This is a genomic window from Halalkalibacter akibai JCM 9157 (assembly GCF_000513135.1).
Taxonomy (GTDB): Bacteria; Bacillota; Bacilli; order Bacillales; family Bacillaceae_D; genus Halalkalibacter; species Halalkalibacter akibai.
In genome coordinates this window covers 1-15,114 of sequence record NZ_BAUV01000066.1, presented here as the reverse complement: position 1 = coordinate 15,114, position 15,114 = coordinate 1, and the positions used below count along the sequence as shown (strand labels likewise).

The window sequence follows — 15,114 nt, the reverse complement described above, 5'->3', positions numbered from 1 at the left end:
GTTGTTTTATTGACGATTATAATAAATCATGATATATTTATCTCGAATTAAAGATATTCGATAGTGAGACAAAAAACATAAAAAGCTGTTGACTTAAATTACTTTTCTTAACAGGTCCGTTCCGTTGCGCTTCAGGAACTTGCTTTCCGCGGGGAGAAGTCAAGTTCCTTCCGCTTCAATCCACTATTGTATAGAAGAATGAACACAAACCATCATAAACACTCTTGAAAAATAAAAATTATAGACAATTGGAGGCTTTACAATGAATCATTTAAAAGGATTACACCATGTTACAGCTATTACAAGTAGCGCAGAGAAGAACTATGAATTTTTTACTTTTGTGTTAGGGATGCGTTTAGTTAAAAAAACAGTTAATCAAGATGATATTCAAACGTATCACTTGTTCTTTGCAGATGACAAAGGGAGTGCGGGTACGGATATGACGTTTTTTGATTTTCCTGGCATTCCAAAAGGTTCACACGGAACGAATGAAATCTCAAAAACGTCATTCCGAGTTCCAAATGATGAGGCACTAGATTATTGGGTCAAACGTTTTGATCGACTAAATGTAGCGCATGAGGGCATCAAGGAACAATTTGGTAAAAAAACACTTTCATTTGTAGACTTCGATGATCAAAAGTATCAGCTGATTTCTGACGAATTGAATACAGGTGTCGAATCTGGAACCCCTTGGCAAAAAGGCCCAATTCCACTTGAATATGCTATTACAGGTTTAGGACCTATTTACATTCGGATTTCCAATTTTGATCATTTTAAAGAAATGCTGGAGAAAGTTTTACTTTTCAGGGAAGTTGCAACTGAGGGTTACTACCATTTATTTGAAGTAGGTGAAGGCGGGAATGGAGCGCAAGTTGTTGTCGAACATAATGTGATGTTACCTCATGCTCGCCAAGGTTACGGAACTGTTCACCATGTTGCTTTTCGCGTTCATGATCGAGCGGTTTTAAATGAGTGGATTGAGCGGTTACCTAAGTTTGGTTTCCAAACATCAGGCTATGTTGATCGTTATTTCTTTGAATCACTATATGCGAGAGTAGCTCCGCAAATCTTATTTGAGTTCGCCACGGATGGACCGGGTTTTATGGGGGATGAGCCTTATGAGACACTTGGAGAAAAACTTTCTCTACCTCCATTCCTTGAACCAAAGCGAGAAGAAATAGAAAGTATGGTTCGTCCGATTGATACGGTTAGAAGTACAAAAGAATTTAAAAAAGAATAATGGAAATGAGGGTGCTTTCTTCTAGGAGAAAGTGCCTCTTTTTTTATCATTCAATACGGAGGCTGATTTTATTATCTAACTAAGTAACTTATATTTTTCTTAGAACTTTAAAAGGAAAACGTGCAATAGGGACAAAGTTTTACTCTTTTTTACAAATTTTACAGAGCTTCATAAAACCAAAACAAAAACACCGACTTATTTTAACAATAAAATTGTACTATTTGATTGTAAGGCAATGAGAAAATAATATGAGGTGGAAGAAGATGGATCTTAATCGTAGAAAGTTTTTAACTTATGTAGGAACAGGAATGACTGCTTTAACATTCGCATCTACTGGCTTAAGTGCATTAGCGCCAAAGGTAGCGGCTGCAGACAAAGGTCGTGAAAGCTTATTTGGTTATGAAAACCGTGCTTCTAAAATTGATTTCAAACCAATTGCACCAACAACTGCAGACGAGCTTGTTTTACCAACTGGATATACATATGATGTCGTTGCGGCATACGGTGATGTAATCAATAAAAAAGGGGATACATTTGGTTTTAACTGTGACTTTACTATGTATCTACCAATTCAGGGAAGTCAGCGAGGTCTCCTATTAGTTAACCATGAATATACGAATCCATTATTTGTTGAAGGCCCGGTAGTAGGAAGCTATACAGCCAAACAAATTGAATCACTTTTATATAACCAAGGGCTTTCAATTATTGAAGTTTACCATGATCCAAAAACGAAAGAATGGAAAATGGATACGAATTCGAAATATGCTCGTCGTATATCTGGACTAGCTACATTCCAATTAACAGGTCCAGCGAAAGGCACTGCTTCAGTGAATGGGGCAACTAAAGTACAAGGAACATTTGCAAACTGTTCTGGTGGCGCGACGCTATGGAACACGGTACTTTCATGTGAGGAAAACTGGGAAACGACAGCTTCAAGAGCTGGACTTGATACCACTCATTATGGTTGGGTTGTTGAAGTTGATCCTTTTGATAAAGAAGACCAGTATTTTAAACCAAGAAAACATACAGCTCTTGGACGCTTCCATCATGAAAATTGTGCGATGGGTTTATCAAAAGATAGACGAGTCGTTGTTTATTCAGGTGACGATAAAGCGGGAGCTTGTGTATATAAGTATATTAGTAAAGGAAAGTACAATGAAGCCAAAGGTAAAGAGAATTCGAAGCTACTTGAAGATGGAACTTTGTATGCTGCCGACATGGAAAAAGGAGTATGGGTTGCCCTTACAATAGATGCTGTAATCGAGGCTGCTAAAGGAAATCAAGCTCTTCTAAACAAATTTAAAACACAAGCAGATGTTCTTGTAAACGCCCATGATGCTGCTATTTTACTAGGGGCAACACCAACAGATCGTCCTGAAGATGTAGAAATCAGTCCAATTGATAACTCAATTTTCATTGCTCACACAAATAATACGAGCAAAGGTAACTTCCATGGTCATATTACTCGATTCTTTGAAACTGGTGCGGATTTAGGCTCATTAACATTCACTTATGAAATTTTCGCAGCTGGAGGAACACAAAGTGGTTTCAGTGCGCCTGACAACCTTGACTTTGACCGTCACGGGAACTTGTGGACAGTTACTGACATATCGACTAGTAGCCTAAACAAAGGTACTTATGAACCTTTTAAAAATAATGGAATGTTTGTTATTCCAACGACAGGAACTGAAAAAGGACAAGCTTTCCAATTTGCCTCAGGACCAGTTGAAGCAGAACTTACAGGTCCTTGGTTTACCCCTAATCAGAAGAACTTGTTCTTAGCTGTTCAGCATCCAGGTGAACAAACAAAAGATATTAATAATCCAACTAGCATGTGGCCACACCGTAAAGGCGATACAATGCCAAGGCCGTCTGTTGTTGTCATTAAAGGATTTTAAGAGAGGAGACTTAAAAAGATGTTACAAAACATAGGTATTCCAGGTCTCATCCTAGTATTAGTAATCGCATTAATTATCTTCGGGCCATCAAAACTTCCAGAAATCGGAAAAGCATTTGGGCAAACGTTGCGCGAATTTAAACGCTCAACAAACGAAATTATGAGCGATGACACAGGTAAAACAGATGAACAGACAGTTAAGAAAGAAAAAACAGTTTAAATAAAAAAGAAAGGGCTGTCTCAAAGTATCCTTTTGAGACAAGCTCTTCTTTTTTTACGAAGCTTGTTTTTTAAAACACGATTCCTTTAATAAATAACATCTGCTTCTTTCTCTATTTATCAGTAGTTTTTATGTATTTGACTGTTCAAGCATTGAAAGGGGACTAGTTTTTAGCTGTCTTTCTAAAGGATAATGCTAGCGTAGTTATCCCTCTAGGTGAAATGGAGCGGAAGTCACTCGACTCCTGCGGGATGCAGAGGTATAGCTGAGGAGGCTCGTCACCTCCTCACGGAAAGCGAGTGACTGCAGCGTAATGGAACAAACTTGTAAGGAACACTTATTCCATAATAACTTCTGTTCTGTAGACAAATAAAAATTACTCAAACAACCTTTCGAAAGGGTGAGAATCAATGGAACAAAGAGCATTTCAATTAGTCGATCATCTTGAAGAACTCCGAAAAAGACTTATCCTAACCATTACGGCTTTTTTTATATCGTTAATTATAGCCTTTGTATTTGTTGATAAGATCTACGCATTTTTAGTAAGAAATTTGCCTACTAAATTAGCCATTTTAGGTCCAAGCGACATTTTATGGGTTTACTTAAAAATTGCGAGTATTTTTGCTTTAGCCGTTACCATTCCATTTGCAGCTTATCAGATATGGGCTTTTGTTCGGCCTGCTTTAAACGAAAGGGAACGAAAAGTAACGCTTGCCTACATACCAGCTTTATTTTTATTATTTATTTCAGGGATCAGTTTTGGATATTTCGTGTTGTTTCCGATTATTTTAAAGTTTCTCGTATCGTTAGCAGGTGATTTATTTGAGATGTTCTATACAACGGAAAAGTATTTTCAGTTTTTAATTCAAATGACACTTCCATTTGGATTTTTATTTGAAATTCCTGTTGTTATTATGTTTCTGACTAGTCTTGGTATTTTAAATCCTTATGTGTTACAAAAGTCACGCAAGTACGCGTATTTTATTCTGATTGTCATTTCTATTTTAATTACGCCACCAGACTTCTTGTCTGATGTATTAGTCATCATACCGCTCATATTGCTTTACGAATGCTCTGTGATGTTATCAAAAATTGTCTTTAAACGACTGCAAGCTAAATCGTTGGCTGCTGAGATTGAAGTAGAAGCATAAAAAGAAAGACACCAAATCTAAAAAAAGATTGGTGTCTTTTATCGTGTAAAATCGTTAATTAGCTAAACATATTTTTCTGAGTTCATCTAGTGCAATCGTTGAATCATTGCCAGTTGCATGAAAACAGATCTCACCATTTATTCCATGTAAAACTCCAACACTTAGTAAACTTTTTGCGTTAAATCGTTTCGTGTTCAACTCTATAATAATATTACTATCAAAACGATTGGCAACAGATACTAATTGATACACCTTTGCTCGGTTCAGGTTCTCAGAAATGATACAATGAGTGGTCGCTTCCAAATAGATCGCCTCCATGATTTTTATTTTCTAGTCTTTTTTCGTAAACCTGTTGTTTATAAAAAAACTTCCTTAAAGCCCCGTTCCATCGCGCTGCAGGCACTTGCTTTCCGCGGGGAGTAAGCCAAGCCCCGACGACACTCGTCTGTGTGTTCCTTGCCCTTTTCCTTTTCTCTTCTGTTCCCGCAGGAATCAAGCACCTGCCACGCCTTTTCACGTTATTCTCAATGGCAACAATACAATACCTTGGGGAAAAGTCTTTTCTATCAGCAAGGTACAAGTAATTTTTAAATTGACAAGATTATCATAACAAGAGAATAGTAGATATTAATTAAGGTGATGTTAAGATTTGAATTAAATTTGTTAAAGATATAACATGAGTATATAAGGTTTGAATAGAGAAGAGGTTGTTTTTGAGAGGTTATCTCTGACAAAACTTCATCTTAACTAAGAAATGTTCGGCTTTTATTTAATCGTTCGTAAATTGTTAAAGGTTGTTCTTTTTTATTTGAAAGCTTTTCGATTATAATGTAACAGAATGCTATTTTTTGAAAGGAGGCGTTATTGATGGTAGAAGCAATGTATCCTGCACATAAAGATTCGTGGTATGTGTTATTAATTCTGTTTTTTGTTGCGTATTTCTTATTGAAAGCAAACAAACATAAAGCGGCTAAAATTCTACATATGATCGTACGGTTATTCTACGTCATCATGATTTTCTCTGGTGTTATCAGACTAACGGTCTGGAATTTTGAAATTACATATGTCGTAAAAGGCATCTTAGCAATCGTACTCATTTATGCGATGGAAATGATACTAGTTCGTACGAAAAAAGGAACGATCGGTACAAAAGCACCGATGTACTGGGGCCTTTTCGTCATTTCTCTTGTCGTTGTTTTACTACTCGGACTACGTATTATTACGTTTTAATTAACTAGGTTCGCTCAAAAGGTCAACATACAGACCTTTTGAGCGAACCTTTATTTATCTTGCAAAAATGTTTCAATTTGTTTTACAAACCTTGTTTTATCGTAAGATTGGTAAAGAGATGAAGCTAAGCGAACGGGATCGCCAAAAAAATAACGTTCATATTGTGTTTGCCTTGACCCAAAAGGACTCATCGTTAAATCCCAAGCTAATCTAAACAGTTGAACCCTTTCTGTTGCGGAAGCGTTTTTTGCCTGTAAGTACTGATTTAAATCTGGAGCAATTTCAGATTGAAAATCCTTTTCTGTTGGTAGAGCAATTAAGCCACTTGCGCCCAGCTGATGTAGGATTTCAACTAAACGAGGATATGTTTTTTGATAATAGCTTGAAGCAACCATTAATGGTTTTATGTTAGGTACGAATGTCCCAAACGGGTTTATTTGTCCTTCTTGTTCGGCTCTAAGTAAAAGGGATTCCATGATCTCAAGAGTGATGATAATCTCCGAAAGCTTCTCTTGAACATGTTGATACTCTGTGATAGCAATCGTGTTAGCCACTGATTCGCAAAGTCCTAGAAGAAATTCAGTTTTGACAACTTGCCTGCAAACGGCTTGAAATAACAACATGAAATTCAAGTTAGTGTCAGTAAATATTCGTCCTACAGAGTCTAAATCTCTATAAAGAAAGACACGATCCCATGGGACAAGTACATGATCAAACACTACAACTGAATCAACTTCATCAAAGCGTGATGTCAAAGGGTGATCAAACGAATTTATACCTTTTGACGCGTAGGATTCACGGCCAAGAAACCTTAGCCCTGGAGTGTTAGAAGGGATAGCAAAAGCATAAACATAATCCGGATCAATGTGATTTCCCCCCACTGGCATAACAAGGATTTCGTCAGTAACTCCACCTTGCGTCGCTAATAAGCGAGCACCATGAATGATGATTCCTTCTTCTGTTTCGTTGATGATTTTAGCTGCAATAATATCTTCTTTTTCATTTGAGAATTCGATGTAATGGGGTGAGCGATTCACTTGTGGGTTAATGAATGTATGTGTAAAAGAAAGATCGTTCTTTTTTGCATGTTCTAGTACATTTACAACATTCTTGGCATAACGACCAGAAAAAAAGGCTGAAGAGGAGCCTAATGTCATTATCGCAGTATTAATGTAATCTGGAGATCTACCAATCGTACCTCCGCTTTTTCTTGCCCACAATTGAGTGGCTATTCTTCTGTTTGTTAAATGTTCTTTTGAAGTTGGGTGTTCGAATGCAAAATTAAATAGCTCATTGTTCTGATTTTTCCTTGTTAGAATAGAAGCTGTCTCAGAGTGGTGTTGCAGATCGTATAACGCCCCTTTACTTTTAAGAATTCCTGCAAATGCAGGATGCTCAGACAGTTTACCTTTAACTTGTTCTCCGTCAATCCATATGTCATTTTTCAATTGATCAATTCTTGCAATATAATCTTTACCTGTTGTTATCAAATTGATCGCCGCCCTTTTAAAGGATTCACTTATTTATATGCGCCTATTACGTGATGGTGCCTAGAAATTAGTGAGTTATCGTTAACTGGCTGTCTTTTCGAATTACCTTTAAAGATGGTAAGATGGGTCTATTCAAACATGGGAGGGCTAATAAAGTGCTGAACTGGAAAGTGAAGAGCTTTAATCAATTAGAAATAAATGAGTTATATGAGCTCTTGCAATTACGAGTAGAAATTTTTGTTGTGGAACAAAATTGCCCTTATCAGGAACTGGATGGGATGGACCGATTGGCTTATCATCTTCTTGGGTATGAAAATGGAGAGTTAAAAGCATACAGTCGCTTGTTTAAAGGAGGTATTCTCTTTGAGGATGCTTCTATAGGGAGAGTAATTGTTAGAAAGGAATCACGTCATCTAGGATATGGACAAGCATTAATAAATAAGTCTATTTCGTATATGGAATCACAGTGGCAAGAACAAACTATTTTAATTCATGCGCAAGAGTATCTGAAAGACTTTTACCAATCATTTGGATTCCAACCAGTGTCCGATGTCTATTTATTAGATGGGATCAACCATATTAATATGGTTAGAAAAACAACATAAAAAAACTAAGGTACAACATATAATCTCTCCAACAAGAAAACATCGCTGAAATTTCAGTGATGTTTCTTGTTGGACAAAAAAGTTAATTTGCATGTAAGATAAACCGACATAATCTTACACAACACATTTTATATCTGTTATTCTACAATTCAAACTTCTCCTGCAATAGTTAGCATTGCATAAAAAAACGAAGAAAATTATAATAATAAATTGTGTCATATGAAAAGGTTGTAGGAGGATGAAATGGAAAATAAAGATTTGAAAGAACTATATGAAACGGCTCGAAAATGGACGCTTGAAGCAGGAGAGCGAATAAAGCATTCACTTACAGATACGATTGAGGTGGAATATAAAACGTCAGCTGCTGACTTAGTTACGCAAAAAGATAAAGAAATTGAGCAGTTTTTTATCGAAAGAATTTTAAATGAATATCCCGATCATCATATTTTAGGGGAAGAAGGAATGTCAGAAACGACACCAGCAGATTATCAACAAGGAACAGTGTGGATTATTGATCCTATTGATGGAACAACTAATTTTGTTCATCAAAAACGGAATTTCGCCATTTCAGTTGCGATTTATAGAGATGGTTCTCCTTTGATTGGTTGTATATATGATCCAATTGAGGAAGAATTGTTTCATGGTTGCAAAGACAACGGAGCGTTTTTAAACGACGAAAAATTGCCAGTACTTACGAGCTGCTCAGTGGAAGAGGCCGTTATAAGTTTTAATCATTTGTGGGTAGTTCCTAACGAGAAAGTCGACTATGAAAAAATGCAACAAATTGTTTTAGATGTAAGAGGGGTAAGATCTATTGGATCGGCAGCTCTTGAGATAGCTTATGTTGCATGTGGAAGACTAGACGCCTACTTAGATTTTAGACTGTCAGCGTGGGATATAGCAGCTGGTATTGTCATTCTAAATGAATTAGCAGGAATTAGTACAACAATGGAGCAAGAAGATGTTGACGTCTTTAATTTATCTTCAACTATTTTTATTAGACCGGGATTAGATGAGAAGCTCACCTCTTATCTTTTGTAAAAGTTTCATTAAATTTTCAATAATTTCGTGAACAGAATATTTTAATAATAAGAAATTTAGCGAATCGAATTGACCGTTGTCGAATATTTTATTATTCTGTATAAGGGTTAAAAAAGTTCATACATAATTTTGATTCAAAGGAAATGATTGATAGTTTAGTATTTTTTATTTCAATAATTATTGGCTTAGTATTTACTTCGTCAATTTTTATATATTATCTCTTCTGTATCTTAATTTCAGGAAGGAGGACATAAGCAATCCATTCTTTGTGTAATAGATAGAAAATATAACGAAAACGATTTCTATTGTTTTTTATTCTGTAATCTTTTAAGAAGCTATGATATTTTCTCTCTATTAAGCACAGTTTAAGTAGTAACTAAAATAATAAAAGTGGGGTTAACTGAAAATGAAAAAAACATTGCTCTCAATTTTTATGCTTATGATGCTTGTTGCACTTGCTGCTTGTGGTGCCGGAACTACGGATGAAGAAACAACGGATCCAGTAGAGACTGAAGAAGCTGGTGAGGCTGCTCCAGAAGAAACTGCTACAGAAGGCGAAGAAATTACTGAAATAAGAATGGGATTTATTCCTTCTCAAGAAGCTGATAAAATTGCTGATACGGTAAAACCATTAGAAGAAAAATTAACAGAAATCCTTGGTGTACCTGTTCGTGCAGAGGTTATGATTGATTTCGTTGGACTTGTAGAAGGTATGAGAACTGGACAAATTGATATCGGATTCTTAAATCCATTCGGTTTTGTACAAGCTGAAAACCGTGCTAACGTTGAAGTTTTAGTTAAAGCGATTCGTCGTGGAGAAGATTCTTATGTAGCTCAATATGTGGCTCCAGCAGATTCTGAACTTGAATCAATTGAAGATATCGTTAATACTCCTGGATTAGTTTGGGCTTATGCTGATACTCTTTCAACTTCTGGTTATTTATTCCCTGCTTCTCAATTAGCCGATATGGGAGCGGATCTAACAACTCATTTCTCACCTTTAGTTGTAGGTGGACATGATAATGCCATTTTAGCTCTAATTGATGGACAAGCTGATTTTGCTACAACTTTTGATGATGCTCGTGACGTTTTAGAAGGTGACTATCCAGATGTTAAAGAACGTCTAAAAGTTATTGGTTACACAGAGCCAATTCCTAACGATACACTATCTGTACGTGGTGACATGTCTGATGAATGGAAACAAAAAATCAAGGAAGCTTTCTTAGCTTTTAATGATGATGAAGAAATGATTGCAGTTATGAACGAAGTATATACATGGGACGGAATTGCTGAGGCTGCTTCTGCTGACTACGACGTTGTTCGTGCCGTATTTGAAAAGTTTGAAGAAGATTTAGCAAACTAATATGATTTAAAAAAGGGAGAAGGCATACTTCTCCCTTTTCTCACAAAGAAATTAACTAAGTAAAAAAGAGGAGTTTCGTCATGATTGAATTTAAAAACGTTTCTTTAACATATCCAAATGGTCATCAAGGCTTAAAAAACGTTAATTTAAAGATTAATGATGGTGAGTTCATTGTGGTTGTTGGTTTATCTGGTGCTGGTAAATCTACTTTAATTAGAAGTATTAATCAACTTGTAAAGCCAACTGAAGGTGAACTTATTATTGATGGTGTTGATACATTAAAGTTAAATGATAGAAAATTAAAAGATACACGTAAAAATATTGGCATGATCTTCCAAAGTTACAACCTCGTAAAGAGAATGTCTGTTCTCCGTAACGTGTTGACTGGAAGTTTAGGACGTACAAACACGTTAAAAAGCATGCTTGGTCTGTTCTCTAAAGAAGATATCAATCTTGCAATGACTAGTTTGGCTCGTGTAGGGATTGAGGATAAAGCGTATCGACGTGCAGATCAACTTAGTGGCGGACAGCAACAGCGTGTAAGTATTGCAAGAGCTTTAACACAACAGCCTAAAGTTATTTTAGCAGATGAGCCTGTAGCCAGTTTAGATCCTCCTACATCACATGTTGTGATGAAGGACTTAAAGAAAATAAATAAAGAGGACGGAATTACTACTTTAATTAATCTTCACTTTATTGACATGGCAATGGAGTATGCTGATCGCATTATTGGCATGCGTGAAGGTGAAGTTGTATTTGATGGTCCTGCAAGTGAAGTCTCAGAAAAAACGTTCGAAGAGATCTATGGTCGCCCAATTAAGGAAGACGACATCATAGGAGCTGAGTAAGTATGGCAGCACAAGATAATCAAAAAGTAATAACAAATAATAAAATACCTGTCTTTCATAAGAAAACGAAATTAACTGCAACTTACATTTTAATTGTTGTTATTGCCTTTTACATTCTTTCGGCAATTTTTACTGAAGCTTATCCAGACCGGATAATTACCGGTTTACCTATTGTATTAGGATTTGTTATAAATGATTTCTTTCCTCCTAACCTTGGATACTACGCCAGAGTTACACCAGCCTTAATTGAAACGTGGAATATGGCATTACTTGCGACAACCCTTTCTGCTATTTTTGCGTTACCTTTAAGCTTCTTGGCGGCTTCAAATATAAATAAAAATAAAGTGTTTTATCAATTTATCCGTATATTTCTTAATGTAATTAGAACCATTCCCGAATTAATTTTAGCCGTTTTACTAGTAGCGTTTATGGGGATTGGAGCTATTTCAGGTATAGGTGCCTTATTTATCTTTTCACTCGGAATATTAGCCAAATTAATAAGTGAAACGATTGAATCAATTGATCCTAATCCACTCGAGGCGATTCGCGCGACTGGTGCCAATGTTTTTCAAGTGATTCGATATGGGGTTATCCCTCAAGTTCTACCACAGTACTCCTCTTATGTTTTATATGTTCTAGAAATTAATGTTCGTGCTTCAGTTATCTTAGGTTTTGTCGGAGCTGGTGGAGTTGGTATTATCTTGAGACAACAAATGAGCTTATTTAACTACGCTAATGTATCAACGATTATTTTAATGACTTTTATTGCAGTTACAATTATTGACTTTGTTAGTAGTCGTGTAAGGGAGCGATTATTATAATGAATACTAAAATTCAAATTGAAAAGCCCAAAAAAGGCAGCCGATATTGGTTACGCGTTGGAATTTCAGCGGCTGTTATTATTTTTCTTTATTATATCGCCCTTACTCAAACTGATTTATCTTACCGGGGGTCAGCTTTAAGCCCTGGCGCATTATTAGAACGATTGTTTTGGAATCCGTTTTTTGATGAGGCTGTTTTAGCTAAAGTTCCTAGTTACTTTGGATATATGTTAGAAACGCTAGCTATTGCTTATGCCGGTACGTTAATCGGTTCTATCTTAGCTATTCCAATTGGCTTTTTAGCAGCTACCAACGTATCTAAATATGCTTTTGTTGGTAAATGGATTTTAAATGCGATTCGTGCATTTCCAGAGATCATGTTTGCCATTATCTTTGTTGCTGCAGTTGGTATGGGACCTTATGCAGGGGTATTAGCAATTGGAATTAATTCCATTGGGATGCTTGGTAAATTATATTCAGAAGTAATTGAATCTATAGACATGAGTGTTCTCGAAACGTTTAAAGCAAATGGTGCAAGTCGTCTACAAACGATTTGGTTCGGGATCATTCCTCAAGTTGTTCCTGAATTTGCTTCTTATGCTATTTATCGTTATGAGATTGATGTAAGGTCTTCCACGGTGCTCGGAGTTGTTGGTGCTGGAGGTATTGGTGCCCCGATTATTATTGCTGCGATGCAACGTAGTTGGGAACAAGTTGGAATGATGTTATTAATTATTATTCTTGTAGTTTCAATCATTGACTTTATTAGTACACGAATTCGTAAACGTCTTGTGTAGTTAGAAGCAAGTTCATAACGAATCATTAAGAGGGTGACTCAATTATCACTGGCTTTCGTTCATTATATGTCTGTGTACAGAATCATATAAGAATGAAAAAAAGTGAAGGAGTCACCCTATTTTTATAAGAAAACAATTAAAAGGGGTTTTTACATTGCTAAAAGATTTTAAGCTCGTTATTTTTGATTTAGATGGTACCTTATACGAAGGGACTGATCATTTTGATTATTATGCTGACCACCTAAAGCAATTTGTACAAACTGATTTACATGAGCAATATTCAAATGAGTATGAATTAATGAAAAAAGGAAGCCATCCAGTTTCAATTGGTAAGGCTTACGATGTTAAACGTGATTTAATTCTAACAATTGACCCGATGACTTTAAGAGTTTCTGTTGCACAAAACTGGGATGGAACTTTTCTCACTGAAGAAGAAGTCGAAAGGCATTATTCAGATGTGATTCAATTTAATTTTAAAGATATGATTGCAATTGGTGATGGTTGGTGGTTACCTTTTGTAACAGCCAAACATTTTGGTGTAAAAGATTGTTATCCAAGTTATTTGGCAACAAAGGAATACATGGTTACCAATCAATTTACACTTGAACCATTGCCTCATTTAAGAGAAAACTTAAAAGAGTTAAGTCAACAAACGCAAATTGTATTAATGACTAATAGTGACCGCGAAGATGTAGGTCGTCTGTTAAAAGAATTGCAACTAGATCATTGTTTCGAGCATATTGTAACATCTGCACAAAAACCAACATATACGACCCCGTTATTTCAAGAATTAATGAACCAATATAATGTGGGAGCAGAGGAAGTTGTATCAGTAGGTGATAACTTTATTAATGAGATTGCTCCAGCTCTACTCTTAGGGATGAAAGGGATCTATATTAATCCTCATGGTTTTGAGATGAAACATAAATCATTGACGATCATTCCATCAGTTACAGCTTGTTTTGAATAAAATTAAATTAACTATTAATATAAGAGTGAGATTGTACGATATAAAGAAGGTAGAGAGGTTGGACGCATTTTGTACCAGCCTAGAAAGTGAAGTGAACCATGAGTCAGGGTGAAAGAGAACTTTTGAAGAGTGAGCAGAAATTCAACTCACTCTTCTTTCACAGTTCAAACGCTGTGTTTGTGTTAGATCAATTTTCAAAAATAAAAGAAGTTAACCCTTTTGCTTCCTTTGTAACTGGAGTTCATTATAATGAGTTGCTAAATATGAATTTTGCTGATTTATTTAGTCCAAAAGATTATAGACGCCTAGAACAAAATATAGAGAAGGCGCTAAGTGGAAATGTCTCTACTTTAGAAGTGACATTAAGAAATCAGCAATATAATGATCAACAGTTAAACCTCTCTATAGTGCCAGTTCTGCTAGAAAAAGTTGAAGAAATTATAGTAATTGCAGATTGCTCAAATGTGAACGCTAATAAAATTGCAATGGAAGATGAGTTAACGGGTTTACCTAATCGAAGATTTTTAATGATGAAACTTGCAAAGGCTGTAATCCAAGCTAATGAGTTAAACGAAAAACTTGCTGTCATGTTTATTGATTTAGACCGATTTAAATTAGTAAATGATACATTAGGGCATCTATTAGGGGATCGTGCACTAACGTTAGTGGCTACAAGACTGAAAATGGCTTTAGCTGAAAAGGATCTGTTAGCAAGAGTAGGAGGAGACGAATTCATTGTTCTTATTTCCAACCTACAGTCGCTAAAACAAGCTAAAGACACAGCAGACCAATTACTAGAAAAAATACGTGATCCAATTCTAATCGACGGTTATGAGTTTACTTTAACAGCTAGTATAGGGATAGCGATTTTTCCTGAGAGTGGAACAGAGGTTGAAACCCTAATCAAGTCAGCTGATGCCGCAATGTACCGCGCAAAATCTAATGGAAGTGATGCTCGTGAACTTTTTAAAAGGGAAATGCGCTATCATTTTTATGAAAAATTTCATGTAGAAAATGATTTAAGACGGGCATTGGATAGAGGGGAGTTTTCCCTTTACTTTCAACCACAGTTCAACGTAAAGACAAATGATTACTGTGGCGAGGAAGTTTTAGTTAGATGGTTCCATCCTACTGAAGGTCTAGTAAGCCCTAGTAAATTTCTTTCTATTGCCGAAGAAACAGGTTTAATTGTAGCTATCGGAGAGTGGGTACTTAGAGAGGCGTGTCTTCAGAAAATGAAGTTACTTGATTTGGGTTATCCACAAGTCCCAATGTCTGTAAATTTATCTCTAAGACAATTCTTGCAACAGAACATTGTCGACACGGTTCAGAAGGTATTAGAGGTCTCAAAACTACCACCACATCTATTGGAGATTGAAGTAACAGAAAGTGTAACGATCGACATTGATCGAACAATAGATGTACTAAATAGGCTTTTAAG

General features: G+C 36.0%; 15 protein-coding genes. 13 read left to right on the top strand and 2 right to left on the bottom strand.

Translation table 11 applies throughout. The features are described from left to right. Nucleotides 1-262: 262 nt before the first annotated feature. The 4 genes from JCM9157_RS20975 (at nt 263) to tatC (ending at nt 4,508) form a co-directional block, all read left to right on the top strand. Nucleotides 263-1,240 carry a ring-cleaving dioxygenase gene (locus JCM9157_RS20975; protein ID WP_035667989.1) on the top strand — a complete coding sequence of 326 codons (978 nt, stop codon included), beginning with the start codon at nt 263-265 and terminating at the stop codon, nt 1,238-1,240. A 263-nt stretch (nt 1,241-1,503) separates the two neighbouring features. Further along, a complete protein-coding gene (locus JCM9157_RS20970; protein ID WP_035667986.1) occupies nt 1,504-3,138 on the top strand; it encodes a PhoX family protein in 1,635 nt (544 codons plus the stop codon). A gap of 18 nt (nt 3,139-3,156) precedes the next feature. Beyond that, nucleotides 3,157-3,357: a twin-arginine translocase TatA/TatE family subunit gene (locus tag JCM9157_RS20965; RefSeq protein ID WP_035667984.1), complete on the top strand. Its 201-nt coding sequence runs from the start codon at nt 3,157-3,159 to the stop codon at nt 3,355-3,357. Nucleotides 3,358-3,767: 410 nt separating this feature from the next. Then, on the top strand, nt 3,768-4,508 hold the full coding sequence (tatC, locus tag JCM9157_RS20960) for a twin-arginine translocase subunit TatC (RefSeq protein ID WP_035667982.1): 741 nt from the start codon (nt 3,768-3,770) through the stop codon (nt 4,506-4,508). A 54-nt stretch (nt 4,509-4,562) separates the two neighbouring features. On the opposite strand, the gene JCM9157_RS20955 is transcribed toward tatC, so the two are convergent. Then, nucleotides 4,563-4,811 (bottom strand): HPr family phosphocarrier protein, encoded by a 249-nt coding sequence (locus JCM9157_RS20955; protein WP_035667980.1) that lies wholly within the window; start codon nt 4,809-4,811, stop codon nt 4,563-4,565. A gap of 564 nt (nt 4,812-5,375) precedes the next feature. Here JCM9157_RS20955 and JCM9157_RS20945 point away from each other — a divergent pair. Next, nucleotides 5,376-5,738 carry a DUF1516 family protein gene (locus tag JCM9157_RS20945; RefSeq protein WP_060475453.1) on the top strand — a complete coding sequence of 121 codons (363 nt, stop codon included), beginning with the start codon at nt 5,376-5,378 and terminating at the stop codon, nt 5,736-5,738. Nucleotides 5,739-5,788: 50 nt separating this feature from the next. On the opposite strand, the gene hpaB is transcribed toward JCM9157_RS20945, so the two are convergent. Next, nucleotides 5,789-7,228, bottom strand: a complete 1,440-nt coding sequence (gene hpaB / locus JCM9157_RS20940; protein WP_439644359.1) for a 4-hydroxyphenylacetate 3-monooxygenase, oxygenase component — start codon at nt 7,226-7,228, stop codon at nt 5,789-5,791. A 155-nt stretch (nt 7,229-7,383) separates the two neighbouring features. Here hpaB and JCM9157_RS20935 point away from each other — a divergent pair, with 155 nt between their 5' ends. The 8 genes from JCM9157_RS20935 to JCM9157_RS20900 all read left to right on the top strand — a co-directional run. Then, nucleotides 7,384-7,833: a GNAT family N-acetyltransferase gene (locus JCM9157_RS20935; RefSeq protein ID WP_369384785.1), complete on the top strand. Its 450-nt coding sequence runs from the start codon at nt 7,384-7,386 to the stop codon at nt 7,831-7,833. Between the two features lie 243 nt (nt 7,834-8,076). Further along, nucleotides 8,077-8,874, top strand: a complete 798-nt coding sequence (locus JCM9157_RS20930; RefSeq protein WP_035667975.1) for an inositol monophosphatase family protein — start codon at nt 8,077-8,079, stop codon at nt 8,872-8,874. A gap of 406 nt (nt 8,875-9,280) precedes the next feature. Continuing rightward, nucleotides 9,281-10,237 (top strand): phosphate/phosphite/phosphonate ABC transporter substrate-binding protein, encoded by a 957-nt coding sequence (locus tag JCM9157_RS20925; protein ID WP_035667973.1) that lies wholly within the window; start codon nt 9,281-9,283, stop codon nt 10,235-10,237. An 80-nt stretch (nt 10,238-10,317) separates the two neighbouring features. Next, entirely contained in the window at nt 10,318-11,085 is a 768-nt protein-coding gene (gene phnC, locus JCM9157_RS20920) for a phosphonate ABC transporter ATP-binding protein (protein WP_035667971.1), read from the top strand. Between the two features lie 2 nt (nt 11,086-11,087). Further along, nucleotides 11,088-11,906, top strand: a complete 819-nt coding sequence (phnE, locus tag JCM9157_RS20915; RefSeq protein WP_148296934.1) for a phosphonate ABC transporter, permease protein PhnE — start codon at nt 11,088-11,090, stop codon at nt 11,904-11,906. Then, a complete protein-coding gene (phnE, locus tag JCM9157_RS20910; RefSeq protein ID WP_035667969.1) occupies nt 11,906-12,703 on the top strand; it encodes a phosphonate ABC transporter, permease protein PhnE in 798 nt (265 codons plus the stop codon). Before phnE (JCM9157_RS20915) ends, phnE (JCM9157_RS20910) begins: the two co-directional genes overlap by 1 nt. 154 nt (nt 12,704-12,857) lie before the next feature. Beyond that, on the top strand, nt 12,858-13,673 hold the full coding sequence (locus JCM9157_RS20905; protein WP_035667967.1) for an HAD family hydrolase: 816 nt from the start codon (nt 12,858-12,860) through the stop codon (nt 13,671-13,673). A gap of 98 nt (nt 13,674-13,771) precedes the next feature. Next, nucleotides 13,772-15,114, top strand: a 1,343-nt coding sequence (locus JCM9157_RS20900; protein WP_035667965.1) for a diguanylate cyclase domain-containing protein, incomplete at its 3' end; no start/stop codon positions are given.

What these genes read in the sequence shown, in the direction of transcription:
- JCM9157_RS20975 (WP_035667989.1), top strand. Translation starts at nt 263, where the DNA reads ATGAATCATTTAAAAGGATTACACCATGTTACAGCTATTACAAGTAGC.
- JCM9157_RS20970 (WP_035667986.1), top strand. Translation starts at nt 1,504, where the DNA reads ATGGATCTTAATCGTAGAAAGTTTTTAACTTATGTAGGAACAGGAATG.
- JCM9157_RS20965 (WP_035667984.1), top strand. Translation starts at nt 3,157, where the DNA reads ATGTTACAAAACATAGGTATTCCAGGTCTCATCCTAGTATTAGTAATC.
- tatC (WP_035667982.1), top strand. Translation starts at nt 3,768, where the DNA reads ATGGAACAAAGAGCATTTCAATTAGTCGATCATCTTGAAGAACTCCGA.
- JCM9157_RS20945 (WP_060475453.1), top strand. Translation starts at nt 5,376, where the DNA reads ATGGTAGAAGCAATGTATCCTGCACATAAAGATTCGTGGTATGTGTTA.
- JCM9157_RS20930 (WP_035667975.1), top strand. Translation starts at nt 8,077, where the DNA reads ATGGAAAATAAAGATTTGAAAGAACTATATGAAACGGCTCGAAAATGG.
- JCM9157_RS20925 (WP_035667973.1), top strand. Translation starts at nt 9,281, where the DNA reads ATGAAAAAAACATTGCTCTCAATTTTTATGCTTATGATGCTTGTTGCA.
- phnC (WP_035667971.1), top strand. Translation starts at nt 10,318, where the DNA reads ATGATTGAATTTAAAAACGTTTCTTTAACATATCCAAATGGTCATCAA.
- phnE (WP_148296934.1), top strand. Translation starts at nt 11,088, where the DNA reads ATGGCAGCACAAGATAATCAAAAAGTAATAACAAATAATAAAATACCT.
- phnE (WP_035667969.1), top strand. Translation starts at nt 11,906, where the DNA reads ATGAATACTAAAATTCAAATTGAAAAGCCCAAAAAAGGCAGCCGATAT.